The 23,005-nt window shown below is 62.2% G+C and carries 17 protein-coding genes and 1 pseudogene; 12 read left to right on the forward strand and 6 right to left on the reverse strand.

Annotated elements, in window-relative coordinates; all coding sequences use genetic code 11:
• Window positions 1-172: 172 nt before the first annotated feature.
• Window positions 173-2,590 (reverse strand): endopeptidase La, encoded by a 2,418-nt coding sequence (gene lon / locus C4J92_RS05525; protein ID WP_124361454.1) that lies wholly within the window; start codon window positions 2,588-2,590, stop codon window positions 173-175.
• A 109-nt stretch (window positions 2,591-2,699) separates the two neighbouring features.
• Window positions 2,700-3,689 carry a GntR family transcriptional regulator gene (locus C4J92_RS05530; protein WP_124369763.1) on the reverse strand — a complete coding sequence of 330 codons (990 nt, stop codon included), beginning with the start codon at window positions 3,687-3,689 and terminating at the stop codon, window positions 2,700-2,702.
• A 344-nt stretch (window positions 3,690-4,033) separates the two neighbouring features.
• Here C4J92_RS05530 and C4J92_RS05535 point away from each other — a divergent pair, with 344 nt between their 5' ends.
• From C4J92_RS05535 to C4J92_RS05570, 8 genes are all read left to right on the forward strand, one after another.
• Window positions 4,034-5,383, forward strand: coding sequence for an amidase (locus C4J92_RS05535; RefSeq protein ID WP_124403193.1), 1,350 nt, complete (start codon window positions 4,034-4,036; stop codon window positions 5,381-5,383).
• Complete coding sequence (locus C4J92_RS05540) at window positions 5,376-6,254, forward strand: polysaccharide deacetylase (protein WP_124403194.1); 879 nt, start codon at window positions 5,376-5,378, stop codon at window positions 6,252-6,254. The genes C4J92_RS05535 and C4J92_RS05540 overlap by 8 nt, the downstream gene beginning before the upstream one ends.
• A 23-nt stretch (window positions 6,255-6,277) precedes the next feature.
• Window positions 6,278-7,618: an MFS transporter gene (locus C4J92_RS05545; RefSeq protein ID WP_124403195.1), complete on the forward strand. Its 1,341-nt coding sequence runs from the start codon at window positions 6,278-6,280 to the stop codon at window positions 7,616-7,618.
• Between the two features lie 10 nt (window positions 7,619-7,628).
• Complete coding sequence (locus C4J92_RS05550; protein ID WP_124403196.1) at window positions 7,629-8,390, forward strand: SDR family NAD(P)-dependent oxidoreductase; 762 nt, start codon at window positions 7,629-7,631, stop codon at window positions 8,388-8,390.
• A 188-nt stretch (window positions 8,391-8,578) separates the two neighbouring features.
• On the forward strand, window positions 8,579-9,328 hold the full coding sequence (locus C4J92_RS05555; RefSeq protein ID WP_124403197.1) for an SDR family NAD(P)-dependent oxidoreductase: 750 nt from the start codon (window positions 8,579-8,581) through the stop codon (window positions 9,326-9,328).
• 13 nt (window positions 9,329-9,341) lie between these two features.
• Window positions 9,342-9,644 (forward strand): hypothetical protein, encoded by a 303-nt coding sequence (locus C4J92_RS05560; RefSeq protein ID WP_124403198.1) that lies wholly within the window; start codon window positions 9,342-9,344, stop codon window positions 9,642-9,644.
• Between the two features lie 111 nt (window positions 9,645-9,755).
• Entirely contained in the window at window positions 9,756-10,730 is a 975-nt protein-coding gene (locus C4J92_RS05565; RefSeq protein WP_124403199.1) for a GTP-binding protein, read from the forward strand.
• Window positions 10,727-11,902: a PotD/PotF family extracellular solute-binding protein gene (locus tag C4J92_RS05570; RefSeq protein WP_124369769.1), complete on the forward strand. Its 1,176-nt coding sequence runs from the start codon at window positions 10,727-10,729 to the stop codon at window positions 11,900-11,902. Before C4J92_RS05565 ends, C4J92_RS05570 begins: the two co-directional genes overlap by 4 nt.
• A gap of 81 nt (window positions 11,903-11,983) precedes the next feature.
• On the opposite strand, the gene C4J92_RS05575 is transcribed toward C4J92_RS05570, so the two are convergent.
• Together C4J92_RS05575 and C4J92_RS05585 are read right to left on the reverse strand one after the other, a co-directional pair.
• The gene (locus C4J92_RS05575; protein ID WP_124403200.1) at window positions 11,984-14,401 is read right to left on the reverse strand and encodes a glucose/quinate/shikimate family membrane-bound PQQ-dependent dehydrogenase; all 2,418 of its coding nucleotides are present in this window, start codon (window positions 14,399-14,401) and stop codon (window positions 11,984-11,986) included.
• 441 nt (window positions 14,402-14,842) lie between these two features.
• A pseudogene (locus C4J92_RS05585) lies at window positions 14,843-16,861 on the reverse strand (TonB-dependent receptor).
• 169 nt (window positions 16,862-17,030) lie between these two features.
• Between C4J92_RS05585 and C4J92_RS05590 the strand changes: the two are divergent.
• On the forward strand, window positions 17,031-17,264 hold the full coding sequence (locus C4J92_RS05590; protein ID WP_024073644.1) for a VF530 family DNA-binding protein: 234 nt from the start codon (window positions 17,031-17,033) through the stop codon (window positions 17,262-17,264).
• A 4-nt stretch (window positions 17,265-17,268) separates the two neighbouring features.
• Window positions 17,269-17,895: a Pr6Pr family membrane protein gene (locus tag C4J92_RS05595; RefSeq protein ID WP_124403202.1), complete on the forward strand. Its 627-nt coding sequence runs from the start codon at window positions 17,269-17,271 to the stop codon at window positions 17,893-17,895.
• A 123-nt stretch (window positions 17,896-18,018) separates the two neighbouring features.
• Here the strand turns inward: C4J92_RS05595 and C4J92_RS05600 are convergent, their stop codons facing one another.
• Both C4J92_RS05600 and C4J92_RS05605 read right to left on the reverse strand, forming a co-directional pair.
• Window positions 18,019-18,786: a siderophore-interacting protein gene (locus tag C4J92_RS05600; protein WP_124403203.1), complete on the reverse strand. Its 768-nt coding sequence runs from the start codon at window positions 18,784-18,786 to the stop codon at window positions 18,019-18,021.
• Entirely contained in the window at window positions 18,783-19,331 is a 549-nt protein-coding gene (locus C4J92_RS05605) for a PadR family transcriptional regulator (RefSeq protein ID WP_124403204.1), read from the reverse strand. The genes C4J92_RS05600 and C4J92_RS05605 overlap by 4 nt, the downstream gene beginning before the upstream one ends.
• A gap of 517 nt (window positions 19,332-19,848) precedes the next feature.
• Here C4J92_RS05605 and C4J92_RS05610 point away from each other — a divergent pair.
• The gene (locus tag C4J92_RS05610; protein WP_124369776.1) at window positions 19,849-20,340 is read left to right on the forward strand and encodes a CS1 type fimbrial major subunit; all 492 of its coding nucleotides are present in this window, start codon (window positions 19,849-19,851) and stop codon (window positions 20,338-20,340) included.
• A gap of 122 nt (window positions 20,341-20,462) precedes the next feature.
• Window positions 20,463-22,988: a CS1-pili formation C-terminal domain-containing protein gene (locus C4J92_RS05615; RefSeq protein WP_124403205.1), complete on the forward strand. Its 2,526-nt coding sequence runs from the start codon at window positions 20,463-20,465 to the stop codon at window positions 22,986-22,988.
• The last annotated feature ends 17 nt before the right edge of the window (window positions 22,989-23,005 follow it).

A 23,005-nucleotide genomic window follows, 5' to 3' on the forward strand; every position in this document is an offset into this window, starting at 1 on the left:
CGACGAAGGGCGAGCATAACCGAAGATGAGACAAGGTGTGACAGGAGGGGGTTGTGTTGGCAGGTCTGGCCTGATCGGGAGCAAGCCCCCTCCCACACTTGAAGGCATTCACAAATCAAAATGTGGGAGGGGGCTTGCCCCCGATAGCGCCAGCTCAGGCACTACATAACTGTCAGAACAACACTTTGGCCACATCCGCAAAGCGCTTGGCAAAGTGCACCGTCATGCCTTCCTTCAGGTACTCCGGCAGCTCTTCAAAGCTGCCACGGTTGGGCTCCGGCAGGATCAACTCGTGAATCTTCTGGCGCCGCGCCGCAATCACCTTCTCACGCACGCCGCCAATCGGCAGCACATGCCCGGTTAACGTCAGTTCGCCGGTCATCGCCACGCCTTTTTTCGGTGGCTGGTTGCGTGCCAGGGACAGCAGCGCGCTGGCCATGGTCACGCCCGCGCTCGGTCCGTCTTTTGGCGTGGCGCCTTCCGGTACGTGCAAATGGACGAAGGCTTCATCGAAGAACTTCGGATCACCGCCAAACGACTTCAGGTTGGAGCTGATGAAGCTGTAGGCGATTTCTGCGGATTCCTTCATCACGTCACCCAATTGCCCGGTGAGCTTGAAGCCGCGATTGAGCGTGTGGATGCGCGTCGCTTCGATCGGCAAGGTCGCCCCGCCCATGCTGGTCCAGGCCAGGCCGGTAATCACACCGGTGCCCGACAGCACTTGTTCATTGCGAAACACCGGCATGCCCAGGGAGGCTTCCAGGTCCTTGTTAGCGATCTTGATCACCGAATTCGGCTCATCCAGCAGCTTGACCACCGCCTTGCGCACCAGTTTGCCCAGCTGTTTCTCCAACTGACGCACGCCGGCTTCCCGCGCATAGCCATCGATCAACGCACGCAGGGCGCCGTCGCTGATGCTCAGGCTGGTTTTTGCCACGCCGGCTTTTTCCAGCTGCTTGGGCCACAGGTGGCGCTTGGCGATGGCGACTTTTTCTTCGGTGATGTAGCCCGACAGGCGAATCACTTCCATGCGGTCGAGCAACGGGCCGGGGATCGAGTCCAGGGTGTTGGCGGTGCACACGAACAGCACCTTGGACAGGTCCAGGCGCAGGTCCAGGTAGTGGTCGAGGAATTCGACGTTCTGCTCGGGATCGAGGGTTTCAAGCAGCGCCGAGGCCGGGTCGCCCTGGAAGCTCTGGCCCATCTTGTCGATTTCGTCGAGCATGATCACCGGGTTCATCACCTCCACATCCTTGAGCGCCTGCACCAGCTTGCCCGGCAGCGCGCCGATGTAGGTGCGGCGGTGGCCCTTGATCTCGGCCTCGTCGCGCATGCCGCCGACACTGAAGCGGTAGAACGGCCGCCCGAGGGATTCGGCGATGGATTTACCGACGCTGGTCTTGCCCACGCCCGGCGGGCCCACCAGCAGCACGATGGAACCGGCGACTTCACCTTTATAGGCGCCTACCGCGAGGAACTCGAGGATGCGGCTCTTGATGTCATCCAGGCCCGCATGGTGTTTATCCAACACCTTGCGCGCATGTTTCAGGTCGAGTTTGTCTTCGCCATACACGCCCCACGGTACCGAGGTGGCCCAGTCCAGGTAGTTACGGGTGACGGCGTATTCCGGCGAGCCGGTTTCGAGGATCGACAGCTTGTTGAGTTCTTCATCGATACGTTTCTGCGCCTGGGCCGGCAGCGTCTTGCCCACCAGTCGCTGCTCGAATTGTTCGACATCGGCGCTGCGGTCGTCCTTGGTCAGGCCCAGCTCTTGCTGGATGACCTTGAGCTGTTCCTTGAGGAAGAACTCGCGCTGATGTTCGCCGATCTTGCGGTTCACTTCGGCGGAGAGTTCTTTCTGCAGGCGTGCGACTTCGACCTCTTTGCGCAGCATCGGCAAAACTTTTTCCATGCGCTTGAGCATGGGCACGCAATCGAGCACTTCCTGCAACTCGTTACCGGTGGCCGAGGTCAGCGCGGCGGCGAAGTCGGTGAGCGGTGACGGGTCGTTGGGGCTGAAGCGGTTGAGGTAGTTCTTCAACTCTTCGCTGTACAGCGGGTTGAGCGGCAGCAGTTCCTTGATCGCATTGATCAGCGCCATGCCGTAGGCCTTGACCTCGTCGGTCGGCTCGCTCGGCTGGTGCGGGTATTCGACCTCCACCAGGTACGGTGGGCGGTGGTGCTTGAGCCAGGTCTTGATGCGCACGCGGGTCAGGCCCTGGGCCACGAATTGCAGCTTGCCGTTCTCGCGGCTGGCGTGGTGCACCTTGACCAGGGTGCCGTACAACGGCAGGGCAGAGGTGTCGAAATGGCGCGGGTCTTCGGGCGGTGTATCCATGAAAAACAGGGCGAGGGAATGGTGGTCGGATTTGCTCACCAGTTCCAGGGTTTCGGCCCAGGGCTCTTCATTGACGATGACCGGCAACACCTGCGCCGGGAAAAACGGCCGGTTGTGGATCGGGATGATGTAGACCTTGTCCGGCAGGTTTTGCCCAGGCAGGGCCAGGCCGGTGTTGGACGAGGTTTCGGCGTTTTCGGGGTCGGCGTAGTCGTTCAGGTCGTAATCAGGGACGTCTTGCTGGTCGCTCATGGGGCACCTGCATAAGGAAGTATGCAGCTTAGATGGGGCAGGGCAGCGGTGGTTTCAATGGTAGGGGTGAGATAGGAACATATTACATAAAGTTACTACAGCGCCTCGGTCAGCTGATTTTGTGGAGGTAGGCCGGCAGTGGCTGCTCGGGCAGTACCGAGAGCACCTTCAAGCGCTGCAACATTCGCTGCCGCGCCCGTTGCAGGTGTTCGCGCAGGTTCAGCGCGGCCGCGTCGAAAGCGCCATGGAGCAAAAGCTCCAGGATCAGGCGATGTTCGGCGAGCATGGCCGGATCGGCGCCGATTCCCAGCAATCGATGGAAAATCCGACTGATGATCATCGGGCTCTGGCCCTGGCGGATCAGCGCGGCGATCTTGCGGTTCTGCAGGCCGGCCAGGCAGCGCTGGTGCAAGTCCTCTTCGATCTGCTCGATGGCTTCCAGGCTGCATTGCGGGTTCTGCTGGGCCGCCGTGACCCGCTGCAACATGGCTTCGAGGACTTCCCGGTCGAGGCCCGGCGCGCTCTGGCGCAAGGCCTCGGGTTCGAGGCAGGCGCGCAGTTCGTAGTCTTCGGTGACTTCCCGCGCGGTCAACGGCCCGGCCAACCATTGGGAGTAGGGCTCTTTCTCCACCAGGCCACGGTCGCGCAGGCGCATCAGCGCTTCGCGGACCACCGCGCGGCTGACGCCGTAGTGGTCGGCGGCGGCTTGTTCGTCCAGGCGGTAATGGCCAAAGGCGATGCAGGTGGACAGTGCTGCGCCGATTTCCTCGACGATCCGCTCGCCCAGGGGCCGGGTGTCCACCAGTTCGTCGTCGCCGTTGAGGCCCAGGTGCGCGTGGCTCAGGGGCAGGCGCAGCGGCTCCACGGCCAAGCCTTCGGGATTGATCAGGTAGCCACGGCCGTTGAAGCGGCAGATCAGGCCCTCATCGTGCAGCAGGTCCAGCGCCTTGCGCACCGGCACGCGGCTGGTGCCGAACAGCTCGGCCAGCGGCGCTTCCAGCAGCACAAGCCCGTGGCGCGCGGTGCCGTTGACGATTGCGTCACGCATCACCTTGTGAATCATCGCGTAACGGGATGCCGGGGCGGACACTGGTTTCATCTGCTTCTCTGGGTCATGAATGCTAGGGCGTGACGATGGCCGGGGATTCTCTCATAGATGGGCCTGTCACTCCGCGCCACGTCGGTGGCACTTTCTTGGGGCCTTTGGCGCAGGACTGTTACTTTTTGCACCAAAATGTATTTATTCATAAAAGATACGTTATTTCATTGAAGAGCAGGCCCAGCGCTGACCTCAAGATATTTTGCTTCTTACAAAAGCCTCTATCCCGTGGATATTGGCGAAAATCCGAAATAATACGCGCGGACACACAAAGAGACTGGCACGAAAGCTGCCTCTATAAAACGTACATTTTATAAATATATACGTTTTATGGGGTGATCTTCATGTCAGACGCCACGTCAATGGCCGAAGCGTTCGCCACCGGTCGCAGCGACCCGGTGCAAGTGCTCGAACAAGCGCTTGCCCACGCGAGCAAGGCGCCCAGCGTGTTCATCTCGCTGTGCACCGAGCGTGCCTTGCGTGAGGCGCAAGCCTCCGCCGCGCGCTGGCGTGCCGGCCAGCCGCTGAGTGTGTTCGACGGCGTGCCCCTGGCCTGGAAGGACCTGTTTGACCTGGCCGGCAGCATCACCACCGCAGGCGCCGCGTATCGCCGCGAGGCGCCGGCCGCCCTGCTCGATGCGCCAAGCGTTGGGCTGTTGTGCCGCGCCGGGATGGTCAGCGTGGGCAAGACCAACCTCAGTGAGCTGGCGTATTCGGGCCTGGGCCTGAACCCGCATTTCGGCACGCCCCATAACCCCAACAGCAGCGACCAGCCGCGGATTCCCGGCGGTTCGTCATCGGGTTCGGCCGTAGCCGTGGCAGCCGGAATCGTGCCGATTGCCATGGGCACCGACACCGCTGGCTCGATCCGCATTCCCGCCGCCTTGAATGGCGTAGTGGGCTACCGCAGCAGCTGCCGCCGCTACAGCCGCGACGGCGTGTTTCCATTGGCGCGCAGCCTCGACAGCCTTGGCCCGCTGACCCGCAGCGTGCGTGATGCCCTGGCCATCGACGACCTGCTCCACGGCCGCGCGCACACCCATATCGCTCGCAGCCTGAAGGGCCAGCGGTTCGTGCTCGAGCAAGGCGCGCTGGAAGGCATTGAACCGGCGGTGCGCAATAACCTGCTGCGCGCGGTGGACCAGCTCAAGGCTGCCGGCGCGTTGATCGACCTGCGCCCCTGCGCCGCCTTCCAGGCCGCCCTCGACCTGATCCGGCAACACGGCTGGCTCGGTGCTTTCGAAGCCTTCGCCCTGCACCAAGCCCTGCTCGACAGCCCCGACGCCGAGCAACTCGACCCCCGCGTGCGCCACCGCCTCGAAGCCGCGCGCGGCTTGCCAGCCAGCCAACTGATCCACCTGACCGACGCCCGCAGGCGTCTGCAGAACCAACTGAGCGACGACCTCGACGGCGCTCTGCTGATCACCCCAACCGTCGCCCACGTCGCCCCGGCGCTGGCGCCGCTGGAGGCCGACGACGAATTGTTCATCAGCACCAACCTGGCAACCCTGCGCCTGACCATGCCCGGCAGCCTGCTCGACATGCCGGGCGTCAGCCTGCCCAGCGGCCGCGATGCCCTGGGCCTGCCCACCGCGCTGCTGCTCAGCGCCCCGTGTGGCGAAGACGCGCGCCTGCTCAGGGCCGCGCTGTCGGTGGAAACCGCCCTCAACCCTAAGGAGACACACCATGGCTAAAGACATCCTCTGTGCATTTGGCGTCGACGTTGACGCCGTCGCCGGCTGGCTCGGTTCCTACGGCGGCGAAGACTCGCCGGACGACATCTCCCGCGGCCTGTTCGCCGGTGAAGTCGGCGCGCCGCGCCTGCTCAAATTGTTCGAGCGCTACGGCCTGCGCACCACCTGGTTTATCCCCGGCCACTCGATGGAAACCTTCCCCGAGCAGATGAAGGCCGTGGCCGACGCCGGCCACGAAATCGGCGTGCACGGCTACAGTCACGAAAACCCCATCGCGATGACGGCCGAGCAGGAAGAAATCGTCCTCGATAAATCCATCGAGCTGATCACCCAGGTCACCGGCAAGCGCCCCACCGGCTACGTCGCGCCGTGGTGGGAATTCAGCAAAGTCACCAACGAGCTGCTGCTGAAAAAAGGCATCAAGTACGACCACAGCCTGATGCACAACGACTTCCACCCCTACTACGTGCGCAAGGGCGACAGCTGGACCAAGATCGACTACAGCCAGCACCCCGACACCTGGATGAAACCTCTGGTGCGCGGCGAGGAAACCGACCTGGTGGAAATCCCGGCCAACTGGTACCTCGACGACCTGCCGCCAATGATGTTCATCAAGAAAGCCCCCAACAGCCACGGCTTCGTCAACCCGCGTCACCTGGAAGAAATGTGGCGCGACCAGTTCGACTGGGTCTACCGCGAGCATGAACACGCGGTGTTCACCATGACCATCCACCCCGACGTGTCCGGCCGCCCGCAAGTGCTGCTGATGCTTGAGCGTTTGATCGAACACATCCAGCGCCATGCCGGTGTGCGCTTCGTCACCTTCGATGAAATCGCCGACGACTTTATCCGCCGTCAACCCCGCACCTGATCCCCACCCTTGAGGCGCGCTCCATGTCTATCTACAACAAGCTTGACCTGACTGGCTGGAAACCCCGGCAACTGACGTCCCAGGAAGTGCGCTTCGCCACCTGGATCGCGTTCTTCGCCTGGGTGTTCGCGGTGTATGACTTCATCCTGTTCGGCACCCTGCTGCCGGAGATCGGACGGCACTTTGGCTGGGGGGAAGTGGAGCAGGCGCAAATCGCGACCTGGGTGGCGGTGGGTACGGCGGTGGTCGCGTTCGCCATTGGTCCCATCGTCGATAAACTGGGGCGCCGCCAGGGGATTATTCTGACCGTGGCCGGCTCCGCGCTGTGCTCGGCGCTCACCGCGATTGGCGGGGCGTGGGGCAAGTCGCCGCTGATCCTGATTCGCTCGCTGGGTGGCTTGGGGTATGCCGAGGAAACCGTCAATGCGACGTATCTGAGTGAGCTGTACGGCGCCTCGCAAGATCCGAAGCTGACCAAGCGTCGCGGCTTCATCTACAGCCTGGTACAAGGCGGCTGGCCGGTCGGGGCCTTGATCGCCGCGGGGTTGACCGCGCTGCTGCTGCCGATTATCGGCTGGCAGGGCTGCTTCGTCTTCGCCGCGATCCCGGCCATCGTGATCGCAATCATGGCGCGCAAGCTCAAGGAAAGCCCGCAGTTCCAGATTCACCAGCGCATCAGCCAACTGCGTAAACGCGGTGCGGTGAGCGAGGCGCAGAACGTCGCCGTGACCTACGGCGTGGATTATGACGAACACAGCAAGGCCGGCCTCAAGGCCGCATTCCGGGGCCCGGCGCGGCGCGCCACCCTGGTGATCGGCGCCGCGCTGTTGCTCAACTGGGCGGCGATCCAGGTGTTCAGCGTGCTGGGCACCTCGGTGATCGTCAGCGTGCACCACATCTCGTTCGAGAACTCGCTGATCATCCTCGTGCTGTCGAACCTGGTGGGTTATTGCGGGTACCTCAGCCATGGTTGGATGGGCGACAAGATCGGCCGGCGCAACGTGATCGGCCTGGGCTGGATGCTCGGCGGCCTGGCATTCGCCGGGATGTTGTTCGGCCCGAGCAACATGCCGATGGTGGTCGGGTTGTACAGCCTGGGCCTGTTCTTCCTGATCGGGCCGTACTCGGCAGCGCTGTTCTTCATCAGCGAAAGTTTCCCCACCAGCATCCGCGCCACCGGTGGCGCGATCATCCATGCCATGGGCCCGATCGGCGCCGTATTGGCCGGGTTTGGCGCCACCCAGGTGTTGTCCGCCGGCAGCGACTGGCAGACCGCCGCGCTGTGGTTCGGCGCGCTGCCGTGCTTCCTGTCCGGCGCCTTGATGTTTGCCGCGCGCCATGTGCGTCCGGAAACCGTTCAGTAAGGAGTTATCGATGAGCCGTAAAGTTGCCTTGATTACCGGTGCTGCCAGCGGCATCGGCCAAGCCCTTGCCGTGGCCTACGGGCGCAGCGGCGTGGCGGTGGTGGGCGGGTATTACCCGGCCGATCCCCATGACCCGCAAAGCACGGTTGCCCTGGTGGAAGAAGCCGGCGGCGAATGCCTGATGCTGGCGCTGGACGTGGGCGACAGCGCCTCGGTGGATGCCATGGCCGAGCAAGCGGTGCAACATTTTGGGCGCCTCGATTATGCGGTGGCCAATGCCGGCTTGTTGCGTCGCGCGCCGTTGCTGGAGATGACCGACGCGTTGTGGGACGAGATGCTCAATATCGACCTCACGGGGGTGATGCGCACCTTCCGCGCGGCGACCCGGCATATGCGCGAAGGCGGCGCGCTGGTGGCAATTTCTTCGATTGCCGGCGGCGTGTATGGCTGGCAGGAACACAGCCATTACGCGGCGGCCAAGGCAGGGGTGCCGGGGTTGTGTCGTTCGCTGGCAGTGGAACTGGCGGCCAAGGGCATTCGGTGCAATGCGGTGATCCCAGGGTTGATCGAGACACCGCAGTCATTGGATGCGAAGAATTCGCTGGGCCCCGAGGGGTTGGCCAAGGCGGCCAAGGCAATCCCGCTGGGTCGGGTAGGGCGGGCGGATGAAGTGGCGTCGCTGGTGCAGTTCTTGACCAGTGATGCATCAAGTTATTTGACCGGACAAAGCATCATCATCGACGGCGGCCTGACCGTGCGCTGGCCTGATTGACGCTGCTCAATTCAGACAGGTGGGAGAGGAGTTCACTGTAGGAGCGAGCTTGCTCGCGAAAAACGCCCAGGCACCGCGTTCCTTCTGGATAAACGCGGGGTCCCTGAGTTCTTCGCGAGCAAGCTCGCTCCTACAAAAAGCAAAGCCCCCTCCCACAGTGGACCGCGTTTTACCATTGAGGAACTGCCATGCTCCAACTGACCAATCGCCGCGCCGTCATCACCGGGGCCGGCAGCGGCATCGGTGCCGCCATTGCCCAGGCTTACGCGGTCGAGGGCGCTCGCCTGGTGTTGGCCGACCGTAACGCCGCGAGCCTGGCCGAAGTCGCGATCACCTGTCGCAACCTGGGTGCCGAGGTGTTCGAATGCCTGGCCGATGTCGGTACCGTCGAAGGCGCCCAGGCCAGTGTCGACCGGTGCGTCGAGCACTTCGGCGGGATCGACATCCTGGTCAACAATGCCGGCATGCTGACCCAGGCGCGTTGCGTCGATCTCTCCCTCGAGATGTGGAACGACATGCTGCGGGTCGACCTCACCAGCGTGTTCGTCGCCAGCCAGCGCGCCTTGCCGCATATGCTCGCGCAGCGCTGGGGGCGGATCATCAACGTCGCCTCGCAACTGGGCATCAAGGGCGGTGCCGAGCTTTGCCACTACGCGGCGGCCAAGGCCGGGGTGATCGGCTTCACCAAGTCCCTGGCCCTGGAAGTGGCCAAGGACAATGTGCTGGTCAACGCCATCGCCCCAGGCCCGATCGAAACCCCGTTGGTGGGCGGCATCAGCGACAGCTGGAAACGCGCCAAGGCCGCCGAGCTGCCCCTGGGCCGGTTCGGCCTGGCGGACGAAGTCGCGCCCACCGCCGTGCTGCTGGCCAGTACCCCGGGCGGTAATCTGTTCGTCGGCCAGACCCTCGGCCCGAACGCCGGCGATGTCATGCCATGAGCGGGGCTTAGCCATGTGCGGACTCTGTGGCTTGCTCGGCGAAGACTTGCATTGGAGCGACCCCTTGGGCGATGCACTGCCCAGGCGACGCGAGCGCCTGCGCCGGATCGCGGCGATCAACCAGGTGCTGGCGGTGTTTCGGCTCAAGGTCGAGGATTTCCAGGGCGCGTCGTACCTGTTGCTCGGCGCGACCGGCAAGCAGGCCCTGGCCAGCGGCCTGGATCAACTCTGGCAGGCGGCCGAAACCATGCTCGGCCGCCCGCTGGACCCCCTTGACCCGCGTCTACTTGGCCACCTGGAAAACACCCCACTGTAGGAGCGAGCTTGCTCGCGAAAAACGTCAACCCTAACGCGTGTTGTCTGGATGTACGTGGCGCTCTCGGGTTTTTCGCGAGCAAGCTCGCTCCTACAGGGGGCGGAGGTAAATATGAGCATTGCTCTGAATGTGATCACCGGTTTCCTCGGCAGCGGCAAAACCACCTTGCTCAAGCGCCTGTTGCAGGGCGAAAGCCTGGGCGACACCGCGTTGTTGATCAATGAGTTCGGCGATGTCGGCATTGATCATCTGCTGGTGGAGGAAGTCGCCCCAGACACCGTCCTGCTGCCCAGCGGCTGTGTGTGCTGCTCGATTCGCGGCGAGTTGAAAGACGCACTGCTCGGCCTGTTGCAACGCCGCGAACGCGGGGAAATCCCGGCCTTCAAACGGGTGATCCTGGAAACCACCGGCCTGGCCGACCCGGCGCCGATCCTCGCCACGCTGAACAACGACGTGCAACTGCGCGGGCGTTTTCATATCGGCCTGGTGATCACCCTGGTCGATGCCAGCCATGCCGCCTTGCAGGAACGCCTGCACCCGGAGTGGCTGGCTCAGGTGGCGGCGGCCGACCGGCTGTTGCTGAGCAAGACCGACCTGGTCGACGATTGCGCCGCGCTGCGCGAGCATCTGCACGCCCTCAACGGCGGTACGTTGATCCTCGATACCCAGGCGATTCACAGCGGCGATCAACTGCTGCTCGGCGAGGGCGTGCGCGGCGCCGAGCCCGCCGTCGAGGTCAGTCGCTGGCAACTGCGTCAACCCGCCACGGCCAACCACGGCGCGGCGCAGGTGTGCTGCCTGAGCTTCGAGCAACCGTTGGATTGGGTCGGGTTCGGGGTGTGGTTGTCGATGCTGCTAAGATGCCACGGCGAACGAATCCTTCGCGTCAAAGGACTGCTCAACGTGAACGCAAGCTCGGCCCCCATCGTCATCCATGGTGTGCAGCACTGCCTGCATGCCCCGGTGCATTTGCCTGCCTGGCCAGGCACTGAGCGCCAGTCGCGCCTGGTGTTCATCCTGCGCGGCCTCGACCCCGCGCTGTTGCGCCGTTCCTTCGACGTGTTCGCGCGGCGGTTCGCGGCATGATCACACTGCGCGTGCTCGGCACCTCCGTGACCTTGCTCGAATGCCTGCGCGTGCGGGCCGAGCAGGAGCTGGGCATTCGTTTGGTGTACCAGGTGCATGATGTGGAACAAGCCCAGCGTATCGCGGTGATGCAGCCGGACAGCTACGACCTGTACGACCAGTGGTTCCACAACGTCGACTTCGTGTGGCCGGCGCGGGCGATCCAGCCGATCGACACGCGGCGCATCGCGCTGTGGCATGAGATCAACGACCTGCCCAAGCGCGGTCGACTCTCGCCCAACGACCGCCTGGGCAGTGGCAGCGTGCCGAGTGAGCGGCTGTTCGTGCAGCACGACGGCAGCCTCGGCAGCAGCGTGACCGAGCGCATCAGCATGCTGCCGCTGACCCACAACGCCGACAGTTTTGCCTATCGCCCCGAGCGTTTGCCCGAAGGTTTCTGCCACGGCAACGAAAGCTGGGGCTGGCTGCTCGACCCGGCGTGGCGCGCGCGCACCGCCCTGCAAAGCGATGCCGCCATCGGCGCCTTGGATGCCGCGCTGGCCGTGCAGGGTGCGGGGCTGGCGCAGTTCCGGGACATCGGCAATATGAGCATCGAGGAGATCGACGTGCTGGCCGAGATCCTGGTGCGCAAGCAGAAGGAGGGGCACTTTGCGGCGTTCTGGTCGGACGATGAAGAAGCCGCGCAATTGATGCTCAGCCCGAGCATCGACATCCAGAGCTTGTGGTCGCCGACCTTGATGCGCCTGCACCGTGCCGGGGTGAAATACCGGCTCGCCGTGCCGCGCGAAGGCTATCGCGCCTGGTTCGGCGGCTTGTCGTTGTCGCGCCATGCCCAGGGGCCGGTGCTGGATGCGGCGTATGCCTACCTGAACTGGTGGTTGTCCGGCTGGCCGGGGGCGGTGATGGCGCGCCAGGGTTACTACATCGGTAACCCGGCGCGTACCCGCGATCATCTGAGCAGCGCCGAGTGGGATTACTGGTACGCCGGCAAGCCTGCGCGTGAAGAGCTGTCGGGCAGCGATGGCTTGCCGTTGATCGACATCGGCGAGGTGCGCGACGGCGGCTCCTATGAGCAGCGCATGGGGCACATTGCGGTGTGGAATTCGGTGATGGACGAGCACAACTACCTGGTGCGCCGCTGGGGCGATTTCATGCGTGCACGTTGCCTGTAAGCCCCGCGAGCGCCTATCAGGCGTGCACAAAAAAGGCGGCTACCCATCAGGTAGCCGCCTTTGTTTTACCGCCGGGTTTACTTAATCCGGCAGTTTGAACGCCATCACGTAGTCACCCTGCTTGGTGCCCAGGGAACCGTGACCGCCGGCCATGACCAGCACGTATTGCTTGCCGTCCTTGCCGGTGTAGGTCATCGGGGTGGTTTGCGCGCCTGCAGGCAGGCGGCCTTCCCACAGTTGCTTACCATTTTTCACGTCGTAGGCACGCAGGTACTGGTCGAGGGTGCCGCTCAGGAACGCTACGCCACCTGCAGTGGTGAAGGTACCGCCCAGGCTTGGCACGCCCATGGTCAGCGGGATCGGAACCGGCGAGCTGTCACGCACGGTGCCGTTCTTGTGCATCCAGATGGTTTGGTGGGTGGTCAGGTCGACCGCCGCCACGTAACCCCAGGCTGGCGCCTGGCACGGCAGGCCCAGCGGCGAGAGCAGCGCCTCGAGGATCACACCGTACGGCGCGCCTTTGTTCGGCTGTACGCCTTGGGTTTCGCTGACACGTGGGCCTTGCTTGGCGATATCGGCGGCCGGGATCAGTTTCGATTTGAACGCCATGTAGCTCGGGTTCACGAAAGCGATCTGGCGGACCGGGTCAACCGAGATGCCGCCCCAGTCGAACACGCCGAAGTTGCCTGGGTAGACGATCGAGCCTTGCAGCGACGGCGGCGTGAACGGGCCATCGTAGCGCATCGACTTGAAGTCGATCCGGCACAGCATCTGGTCGAACGGTGTCACGCCCCACATATCGCGTTCTTTCAACGGCGGTGGCATGAAGTTCAGGTCGGACTTGGGCTGGGTAGGGGAGGTGCGATCGCCGGCAACGGCGCCCTGTGGTACCGGGATTTCATTGACTGGCACCACCGGTTGGCCGGTGGCACGGTCCAGCACGTAGATGCTGCCTTGCTTGGTCGATGCCATCACCGCTTGCTTGACGCCGTCAGCGGTCTTGATGTCGATCAGCGAAGGCTGGCCGCCCACGTCCATGTCCCACAGGTCGTGGTGGGTGAACTGGAAGGTCCACTTCACGTGGCCGCTGTCGATGTCCAGAGCGGTCAGGCCGGCAGCGTATTTTTCGGAGTCATCGGTACGGTCGCCGCCGTACTGGTCGGGCATCTGGTTGCCCATCGGCAGGTAGAGCATGCCGAGTTTTTCATCCACGGCGAACATGGACCACATGTTCGGCGAGTTGCGGGTGTAGGTCTTGCCCTCGGCCAACGGGGTGGTGTCGTCCGGGTTGCCGCTGTCCCAGTTCCACACCAGCTTGCCGGTGTGCACGTCGAACGCACGGATCACGCCGCTTGGCTCGTCGGTGGAGACGTTGTCGGTCACGTGACCGCCGATCACCACCAGGTTTTTGGTCACGGCCGGTGGCGAAGTGGAGTAGTAACCGCCTGGGGCGAAGGTGCCGATATTGGCACGCAGGTCGACCTGGCCTTTGTCACCGAAGTCTTCGCACATCTTGCCGGTGTCGGCGTTCAGGGCGATCAGACGGGTGTCGGCAGTCGGCACGAAGATGCGTTTCGGGCAGGCAGTCGGCGCGGCGGCCGGGCTGGCGCTGCCGGTCGGGCTCTGCTCGGAGGCGTAGGCGGCGTCATCGTGATACGACACGCCACGGCAGGTCATGTGCGCCCAACCCTTGAAGTTCTCGGCACCCTGGGTGGTGATCTTCGGGTCGAAACGCCAGATTTCCTTGCCGGTGTCCGGGTCCAGGGCAATCACCTGGCTGTGCGGGGTACACACGTACAGCATGCCGTTGACTTTCAGCGGGGTGTTTTCCGCGGTGGTTTCACCGGGATCGCCTGCGCCCGGAATGTCACCGGTACGGAAGGTCCAGGCCGGCACCAGCTTGTGCGCGTTTTCCGGCGTGATCTGGGCCAGTGGCGAGTAACGGTCGCCGAAGGCCGAGCGGCCGTACGAATTCCAGTCGCCATCGGCTTGGGCAGGCGCCGCGCTGGCCATGCCAGGCACCGCATCGCGGTCCAGTTGGCCGGTCTTGACCATTTCGCCGGGGTTGGTGAATTGGCTGGCCAGGGCGGCAGCGCCCGCCAGCACCACGGCCACGCTCAGGGCGCCGGTGCCCAGCGGCGCGGCTTGACCACGCAGCAACGGACGGCGAAACCATGGCAACAACATGACGATGCCCAAGGCGAACAGCAGGGCCAGGCGCGGCACCAACTGCCACCAGTCCAAGCCGACTTCCCATAGCGCCCACACCGTGCTGGCGAACAGCACCAGTGCGTACAGGCCCAGCGCAGCGCGGCGGGTGGCCAGCAGCAAAACGCCGGTCAAGGCGATGCCGATACCGGCCAGCAGGTAATACAGCGAGCCGCCGAGCATGCTCAGCTTGACCCCACCGGCCAGCAAGGCCAGCCCCATGATCAGCAGCAAGACGCCTAGCAACCTGGGCAGCAGGCGGCTTGGGCTTGAGGCACCATCAGTGCTCATAGTGTGTTTCTCCGTTACGTTGGAATTATGTAAGCCCGTGCTTCACTCACTGTAGATGACGATTCGGCGGGGGCTTGGTTCAGCGTTATTTTTGGTTTTTTCTGTGGATAACTCGGTTATCCACAGGCGGGCAATAAACCCCCAGGCGCAGGTCGATTTAAGACAGCGCTGTCTTTGCGTGAAGGGAAGATTCGGCAAATGGGGTCAGACCGAGAGGTGAAGCGTTTCAGGTTGTTGCGAAGGATAATGCGGCGAGGCGTTTAGAGAAAGGGTGAATCGCAAGATGCATCATTTCAGATTTGGTAACAGTGACTAAGTGTCGCTGTATAAAAGTGTGGGAGGGGGCTTGCTCCCGATGGCGGTGGGTCAGTCATTCAATGTGCCGACTGGCGCACCGCCATCGGGAGCAAGCCCCCTCCCACAGGGAATTTTCGGCGCGGTTTAGAAGGTGGTGCGGATGCCGACTTGCACGCTGCGCCCCGGCGCCGGCGCAATGTCGCGCAGGATCGAGCTGGCGTAGCGCACGGTCTGGTTGGTCAGGTTTTCGCCATTGACGAACGCCAGCCACTGGCTGCTGCCGACATTGAAGTGATAACCCGCGCTCGCGCCGAGGGTGGTATAGCCATCGGTGCCGCTTTCGTTACTCGGCACGCGCCCTTGGCCGGCGGCATGTTCTACGTCGATACGCGCCTGCCAGCGATCCAGCTCCCACAGCAAACCGCTGTTCAAGCGCAACGGCGCAATGCGCGGCAGGGCTTCGCCGGTGTCCAGGTTGGTTGCACGCGTGTAGTCGCCCGACAGCTCCAGGGCGAACTTGCCGTAGGCGCTTTCGCCAAGTTTCCAGTGATCCTGGGCTTCGAAGCCGGCGAAACGTGCGCGTACCCCGGAGTAGGTGTACTCGGGAATACCGCCTGCGTCTTCTTCACCTTCATCGTTCAACGTACGACCCGTGCCGAGCAGGCCGATGTAGTTGGAGAAGCGGCTATAGAACACGCCGAAGCTGCCCTTGTGGGTGCCATTGTCAAAGCGCAGAGCCAGGTCGCTGGACACGGCTTTTTCCTTCGACAGGTTGGCGTCGCCCAGTTCGTAAGTGCCGGTGGCGACGTGCGCACCATTGGCGTACAGCTCGTAGAACGTCGGTGCGCGCTCGGTGTAGCCCAGGGTGGCGGCCAACGACCAGATCGGCGTGAGGGTGTAGACCGCGCCGGACGACAGGCTGCCTGCGGTGAAGGTATTGGCCTTGTCGGCATTGGCGAAGCGCGCGTTGCCCTTGGCATCCGGGTCGACGCTGGTGTGTTCCAGGCGCCCGCCGAGGCTGAGGGTGAGGCGCTCGGTGGCTTGCATCTGCTCAAGAATGAACAGCGCGCCGGCGTTGGTATCGGTCTGGGGCACGAAGGCTTCTTCGCCCAGGGCCGAAAACTCGTTGCGGGTCACTTGCGCGCCGACCACGCCGTCGAATGGCCCGATGGGCTGGTGGCGGGCTTCCACGCGGGCTTCATAGCCTTTGTTCTTGAAGGTGGTGCCGGTCTAGCCCCCTTCGATTTCGCGGTGCTGGTAGTCGGTGTAGCCTGCGTCGATTTTCACCGAGGTAAACGGGCCTTGCAGGTTGCGGATTTCGGAGGCGAATGCGTAATGCTCCTGTTGCATGCGGATGCGTACGTCCTGCTCGGCGGGCGAGCCGTAGTTGCTGTCGTAGTTGCTGTAGGACAGCCCCGCGTAGCCATCATCCCACGTGTAGGACCCGCCCACCGCGCCGCCATCCTGGCGCCCGTCGCTGTTGCCCAGGCGACCGTTTTTGCCGGGGCCTGCGTCGGATTCGGGCGCGTGGCGGCTGCGCGCATAACCCGGAATTTTCAGGTCGTTGAATTCCCGCGCGTTGGCGTCCAGGTGCAAGGCGAAGGTGCCGTCGCCGGCCTCCAGCTTGCCCGCGCTGCTGCGCGTGGTGTCGGCGCCGCCGTAGCGCAGTTCACCGGCACCGTGGATGCCCTCGATGGCTGCGGTGGGGATGCGGTTGTCGAAGGTATTGACCACGCCGCCGATGGCGCTGCCGCCGTACAACATGGCCGCCGGGCCGCGCACGATTTCGATGCGCTCGACGTTGATCGGGTCCAGCGGCACGGCGTGGTCATAGGACAGTGACGACGCATCCAGCGCGCCCACGCCGTTGCGCAGGATGCGAATACGGTCACCGTCCTGGCCACGAATGATCGGCCGGCTGGCACCGGGGCCAAAGTACGAAGACGACACGCCCGGCTGCTTGTTCAGGGTTTCGCCCAGGCTGCCTTTTTGTTGCAGGGTCAGCTCGTCGCCCTCCAGCACGGTGGTGGGCGAGGCGAGTTGCGCGCTGCCCAGGGGATTGCCGGTGATGACTTGCGATGGCAGTTCCAGGGCGTGGGTTTCGGAGCAGATCAGCAGGGCGGCGGCGAGGGGCGACAGGCGCCAGAGACAGGAGAGCAACATCGGACATTCCTTGGCAGGATCTTGATAAGTATCGTTACAATATAACATCTCTTTTTTCGCTGAAAAGGGGAACTTTTACCGACGGGCTATATTCAATCCAGTGCTTCCACCGGTACGCCCCGTCCGCTAAGGTGCGCGGCTGTGTTTTCTCTCTCGCAAAAGGCCCGGCATGACCGCGACAAGCAACGACCCACTCCACGGCGTGACCCTGCAACACGTCCTCACCACCCTGGTGGAACACTACGAATGGGCAGGCCTGGCCGAACGCATTGATATCCGCTGCTTCAAGAGCGATCCCAGCATCAAGTCGAGCCTGACCTTCCTGCGCAAGACCCCTTGGGCGCGAGAAAAAGTCGAAGGCTTGTACGTCAAGCTGATGCGCACCAAACGCCCGCTGGACTGAACCCGTGAAGCGTTTTGTGGCGACGGCCGCGTTGGCCGGTTGGGTGGGGCTGGCGATTCAGCAATATCTGATTCTGTATTCGCGCTGGTCCAGCGGCGCCAGCTTGCTGGGCGGCTTGATCAGTTTCTTCAGTTTTTTCACGGTGCTGACCAATACCTTGGTCGTCGTGGTGCTGAGCTATTGGCTGGTCAAGCGCGAATCGGCCGGCAAGCGGTTTTTCCTCGCGCCGGGTATCAGCAGCGCAATTGCCGCGAGCATCGCTCTGGTAAGCCTGGCCTACAACCTGTTGCTGCGGCACTTATGGAGCCCCGAGGGCTTTCAATTCATTGCCGATGAATTGCTGCACGACGTGATGCCGGTGCTGTTTCTGATCTATTGGTGGCGGTGCGTGCCCAAGGGCACCTTGCGCCTCAAGCACATTGCCGGCTGGGTGGTTTACCCCTTGGTGTACTTCGCTTATGTGCTGCTGCGCGGGCATTCGCTTGGGCAGTATCAGTACCCGTTCATGGATGTGGACAGCCTGGGTTATCCACAGGTGTTCGTGAATGCTGGGGGGATTTTGCTGGGGTTCTTGCTGATTGCGCTGGCAGTGGTGGTCTTGGATAACCGCCTCAAATTACCCTCGACTTAAAGTGGGCACAGTCAATGTGGGAGGGGGCTTGCCCCCGATGGCGGTGTATCAGGTAACACAACTCTATCTGACACACCGCTATCGGGGGCAAGCCCCCTCCCACATTTTTTGATCGCGTCGGTCTCATTGCTCTTCACTGCCTTCCGCACGCCAGTAACCCACGGCCTTGAGGTACTCCTCATTGACCTTGTGGGTATCCAGCAACACCCGCCGCACCTGGCGCGACAGTTTGGTTTCGGTCGCGACAAAGCTGTACAACTTTCCGCCGGGCAGCGTGAGGTTGCGCACGACCTCAAGCAGTTCTGCCTCGCCGCGCACCACCCAGATAATCTCGACATCCGCCGCGCTCTGCAGCACTTGCTGCTCTGCGGCATCGGCAATTTCGATCACCGCCAGCACCTTGCGCCCGGCGGGCAATTCTTCCAAGCGCCGGCCGATGGCGGGCAGGGCGGTTTCATCGCCGATCAGCAGGTAGCTGTCGAAGATATCCGGCACGATCATCGAACCCCGTGGCCCACCGATATACAGGTGCTGGCCGACTTGCGCCTGCTCGGCCCAGGTGGACGCACGGCCATCGCCGTGCAGCACGAAGTCGATATCCAGTTCGCCACGGTTCAGGTCGTAACGCCGTGGCGTGTAATCGCGCATCGCCGGTTGCGGGCCGTCGCCCTTGATGGTGAACGTCGGGCTTTCCAGGGCTGCTTGTTCGGCGGCGTTCTGTGGGAACAGCAGCTTGATGTGATCATCGCTGCCCAGGCTGACAAAGCCCGCCAGTTCCGGGCCGCCCAGCGTAATGCGGCGCATACGCGGGGTGATGTCCACCACCCGCAGTACCTGCAGGCGGCGGCGTTTGACGTCGTGGGTCACGCGGTGAATGGCTTGTGTGTTCATTGGTCTTTCCCGTCGGCAATGGCTTGCGCGGTGCGGTTGAGCAGCGCCGCGACCCGCGCGATTTCTTCCGGGCTCCAGCGCCCGTGGTGCGAATGCAAGGCATGGCGCAGGTTGTGCACCGCCTCGTGGATTTCCGGTGGCCGGTCCTGGCCGCGCAGCGAGCGTTTGCTTACGTCCATGCGCATGCGAATGCCTTCGAGGGCAACCGCCTGTTCGCTCAATAAGAGACGACCGGCATCGGTGATTGTGTAGCGTTTTTTTCCGCCCTCGGCGTCGCCCGTGATCAATTCGCTTTCTTCGAGAAAGGTCAGCGTGGGGTAGATCACCCCGGGGCTGGGACTGTAGGCGCCGTCGAACAAGGTTTCGATCCGGCGGATCAGGTCGTAGCCGTGGCAGGGCATTTCGGCGATCAGCGCCGGTAGCAGCAATTTCAGATCACCCGGCGCAAAGACGCGCGGGCCACGCTCGGCCCGTTCGCGGCTGGAGCGTTTGTCAAAGATGTCGCGGCCGCTACCGGTTGCGCGGTGGGAATGGGGGTCTTTCATTGTCGTGCTCTCTGAAAAATCAAGATACAACTTAAGATATATCTTATCCTGCGTAAAGGCCTTCTCCGATGAGCGGTTCGGCGGCCGCCAAAGGCGATGACGGACTGGTAATGACGAACATACCGAGTTATTAAAAAACTAAGCCAGGATTAAAAGATTGAGTTAATACTCTAATTAGATGTTTAATTAAGCTTCGTTATATCGCCATGTAATACGTTTCTGACAGTCCGGGTTTTTAGCGCGCATAAGTCATAAGTTTATAGTGTCTTTGTAGGATATGTATTACAGCTGCTGATGGCATTATTTGGCTTTTTTGTTTTTGTCTCACTGGCCATATGGCCTATGGCTACATGCTTTAGAGAAGGCTCTGGCTTACTTTGTTTTTTATTCGGTGGAAGATATGCCTGCGTCCTAAGACACAGTCGGATCTTGCAAAGCTGTGCTCTTTAAATGCGTGAGAAAGTTGCAAGCTGATCGGGCTTTCAACTCAATTAAAGCGATATACAGGTACCTGATAATGCTCAAGAAAACTGCTTTCGTACTGCCACTGGTTATGTTGGCCTTCGGTTCTTCCAGCGTCTTTGCCGCCGGTGAAGCCACCAGCGTCATCAACATCAAGGCAACCATTCCTACCAAACAGTTCCATGCACAACCGCTCAACCCGGACTTCGGTCGCGATGAGACCATGACCTACAACACTGTGACCGGTAACCTGAGCAGCCTGCGCGAAACCTACGCGGTAAAAAATACCGACGGTTCGGTCAAGGCTTACATCGAAGGCGGTCCAGCTTCCCTGAGCAACGGCACTGCGTCCATTGCCCTGACCACTTCCTTCAACGGCGTCACCCTGACCGGCTCGCCGCTGGAAGTTGTCGATGATGCCAGTTCCACTCCAGGTACCCAGGCTGACCTGGTTATTGTTCCAGCCAAACCTGCCGACACGGATGCGGGTCTCTTCACCACCAACTTCACCGTGGTCTTCGACCACGAGCCTCGCGTCACCCTGTGAGCGCAATAAGTTGACCCGTAAGCGTCGTTTTATTGGGTAGCGATTACCGATCAACAGGCAGTGTCCCTGTCGGTTGATCGGCCTTTATTGTGTTGAAAATCCGTATTCAGAGTATTCCGTTCATGTTCCCGATGACTCCCATCGCGGCAGCGCTTGCCCTGTTGTTTTGTGCGGGTGCGTTAGCTGCTCCAGTGGCCGATGGCACAACACCGCGCAGTTTGCTGGCTCAGGCCAAGGGTTTGCCGGCGGACTTTGAAGAGCACTTTTTCGATGTGCCCCTGGCCGTTCGAGTTGAGCGTGACCAAGAGTTCGTAGGGGAGGCAATGATTGTCTTGTCTCGTGAAGACACCCTGACCCTGCTTTCGTTTAACGACCATGAAGGAAGCCCGGTCAAGGACGATGAACGTGAGCGCTGGGCCGAATACCTCAAGCAGCAAGTGCCACTGGGCACCTGCGAGAGTAATTGCCCCGACCAGTTGCTGGCCGTGCACTACAACCTGGAAAAATCCCTGGTCTCACTGCTGACCGAGAACGCCGAGCGCGACACCGAAAGCCGGCGTTACCACGAGCTTCCCCATGAGGGCAGCGCAGGCATGATTGTGCGTAACCAACTGAACCTCAACGGCGGCCAGGGCCAGGACACGGGCGGGCGTTTTGGGATTGACGCCAGCAGCAGCCTGGGCAATTGGAGCCAAGTGTTGAACGCGCAGTTCTCGCGCCTCGGCGGCCCCGATAACGACGCCCTCAACCATGCGGTGTACTCGCTCTACACCCAGCGCGAACTGGAAGGCCAGTTTTTGCGCCTGGGTTATTTCACACCCAATGCCGAAGGTCTCACCCGGCAACTGCGCACCTTCGGCGCCAGCCCCGACACCGCCATCGGCGTGATGTACGGCAGCTCCGACACCTTGATGATCAACAACCCCAAGGCCAGCATCTATCCGATTGCCATTACCGCCAACCGCCAGGGCTCGGTGGAGATTTATCGCAATGGCCTGCTGATCAACACCCAGCCCGTCACCAGTGGCCTGCAGAACCTGGACACACGTCCGTTGCCCGGCGGGATCTATGAGGTCGAAGTGCGCCTGATAGAAGACGGCCAGGTCACTAACACCACCCAGGAATTGGTCTACAAGCCCAACAACTGGCGCAACAACGATGACCGCTGGCGCTATAACGTATTTGCCGGGCAGGAAAGCAAGTTGCTCAGCAACTGGGATGAACAGTCCAGTGGTGACATGACCGCCGGCGTCTCCCTCAACTACCTGGCCCACCCGCGCGTGGTGTTGGGCGTTTCGGGGCGCCAGGTTAAAGACCGCATGCAATACGGCACCTCCATCGACTGGACGCTGGCCAGCTCCGCCAGCGTGTACGCCAACGTCTACCAGACCGACAACTACGGCACCGGTGTCGACCTCAACGGGCTCTATAACTATGGCGCCGGTACGGTGGTGTTTAACCATACCCGCAGTTGGCTGGACACCCGCAACACCTACGAATACCTGCCCGATGGCACGCGCATTCGCCAGGTGAATGTGTTTGTCGGCCAGACCAGTAACTCATCGATTTCCCTGAATCACCGGCTCAGTAACTTGCGTTCGGTGAGTGCCAGACTGTCCCACACCGAAGGTAACGTAGAAGGTGTTGGCCTGGACCTGGGCTGGAGCGAGCGCACCCATCTGTTTGGCAGCGACGCCAACTGGCGCTTGTCCTTGTATGACCGGCCGGGCAGTGCCAGCACTGGCGACAAGCGTAATCGCGGCGTCGATCTGAGTGTCAGCCTGGCCCTTGGCGGCCCGGGTGAACAGTGGTCCGCCAGCCTCGGGACGCGCACCGCCCGTGACGGCTCGCGTGATAACAACGCCTCTGTGACCTATCGCAAAGACCTGCAAGATCACCTGCTGCAAAGCGTCTCGGCCACGGCAATTACCGACACCTACGGCATCGGCATGTCGGGCATGGCCAGCTTTGAAACCGAAGCCCTGCAGGGCGATGCGTTTGTGCAGCAATCGTCGTTCAACAATGAGCTGAGCGGTGGCTTGAACCTGGAGAGCACCCTCGCCCTCGGCCGCCAGAAGATGGTGCTCACCAGCCAGTATTCCGGTACCGGCGCGGGAATGATTGTCGACGTCGAGACCGATATCGACGACATCGCCCTGCGCGCCGATGACTTCAGTGGCGGCAGCACCGCGTTGCGGATTGGGCGCAATTTTATCCCGATCACGGCCTACAAGGGTGGCGCGGTGACGTTCGACTTCGAGGGCAACCACGCGCCTTCGGCCTCGATCCAGCCGCACCGTGTCAGTTACCACCTGAACAAGGGCGGGGTGGAATACCTCAAGGTCAACGTGATGCAAACCGTGACCGTCCTCGGGCGCCTGGTCGACCCGCAGGGCAAACCGCTAAAGGGCCATCACGTCATCAACCACGCCACCCGTGGGGTGAGTGAAGTGGATGGTTTCTTCTCCCTGGAGATGAACGCCAGCTCGCCGACCCTGGAAGTGCGCCACAACAATCAGTTGCTGTGCCAGTTCCGTCTTGATCCGTCCAAAGCGCCCAGCGAAAACAATGTGCTGATGATTGGTGATCTGCGCTGCACGCCGGACACCTTGGCCGATTCCACCCTTAACGCTCAGACCGCCGGTTGAATGTCATGACGAGACCA

Origin of the sequence: Pseudomonas sp. R3-18-08 (assembly GCF_003852065.1) — a bacterium.
Taxonomy (GTDB): Bacteria; Pseudomonadota; Gammaproteobacteria; order Pseudomonadales; family Pseudomonadaceae; genus Aquipseudomonas.

What these genes read in the sequence shown, in the direction of transcription:
- C4J92_RS05575 (WP_124403200.1), bottom strand. Translation starts at nt 14,401, where the DNA reads ATGAGCACTGATGGTGCCTCAAGCCCAAGCCGCCTGCTGCCCAGGTTG.
- C4J92_RS05560 (WP_124403198.1), top strand. Translation starts at nt 9,342, where the DNA reads ATGTGCGGACTCTGTGGCTTGCTCGGCGAAGACTTGCATTGGAGCGAC.
- C4J92_RS05605 (WP_124403204.1), bottom strand. Translation starts at nt 19,331, where the DNA reads ATGAAAGACCCCCATTCCCACCGCGCAACCGGTAGCGGCCGCGACATC.
- C4J92_RS05600 (WP_124403203.1), bottom strand. Translation starts at nt 18,786, where the DNA reads ATGAACACACAAGCCATTCACCGCGTGACCCACGACGTCAAACGCCGC.
- C4J92_RS05555 (WP_124403197.1), top strand. Translation starts at nt 8,579, where the DNA reads ATGCTCCAACTGACCAATCGCCGCGCCGTCATCACCGGGGCCGGCAGC.
- C4J92_RS05530 (WP_124369763.1), bottom strand. Translation starts at nt 3,689, where the DNA reads ATGAAACCAGTGTCCGCCCCGGCATCCCGTTACGCGATGATTCACAAG.
- C4J92_RS05590 (WP_024073644.1), top strand. Translation starts at nt 17,031, where the DNA reads ATGACCGCGACAAGCAACGACCCACTCCACGGCGTGACCCTGCAACAC.
- C4J92_RS05535 (WP_124403193.1), top strand. Translation starts at nt 4,034, where the DNA reads ATGTCAGACGCCACGTCAATGGCCGAAGCGTTCGCCACCGGTCGCAGC.
- C4J92_RS05545 (WP_124403195.1), top strand. Translation starts at nt 6,278, where the DNA reads ATGTCTATCTACAACAAGCTTGACCTGACTGGCTGGAAACCCCGGCAA.
- C4J92_RS05615 (WP_124403205.1), top strand. Translation starts at nt 20,463, where the DNA reads ATGTTCCCGATGACTCCCATCGCGGCAGCGCTTGCCCTGTTGTTTTGT.
- lon (WP_124361454.1), bottom strand. Translation starts at nt 2,590, where the DNA reads ATGAGCGACCAGCAAGACGTCCCTGATTACGACCTGAACGACTACGCC.
- C4J92_RS05565 (WP_124403199.1), top strand. Translation starts at nt 9,756, where the DNA reads ATGAGCATTGCTCTGAATGTGATCACCGGTTTCCTCGGCAGCGGCAAA.
- C4J92_RS05570 (WP_124369769.1), top strand. Translation starts at nt 10,727, where the DNA reads ATGATCACACTGCGCGTGCTCGGCACCTCCGTGACCTTGCTCGAATGC.
- C4J92_RS05610 (WP_124369776.1), top strand. Translation starts at nt 19,849, where the DNA reads ATGCTCAAGAAAACTGCTTTCGTACTGCCACTGGTTATGTTGGCCTTC.
- C4J92_RS05540 (WP_124403194.1), top strand. Translation starts at nt 5,376, where the DNA reads ATGGCTAAAGACATCCTCTGTGCATTTGGCGTCGACGTTGACGCCGTC.
- C4J92_RS05550 (WP_124403196.1), top strand. Translation starts at nt 7,629, where the DNA reads ATGAGCCGTAAAGTTGCCTTGATTACCGGTGCTGCCAGCGGCATCGGC.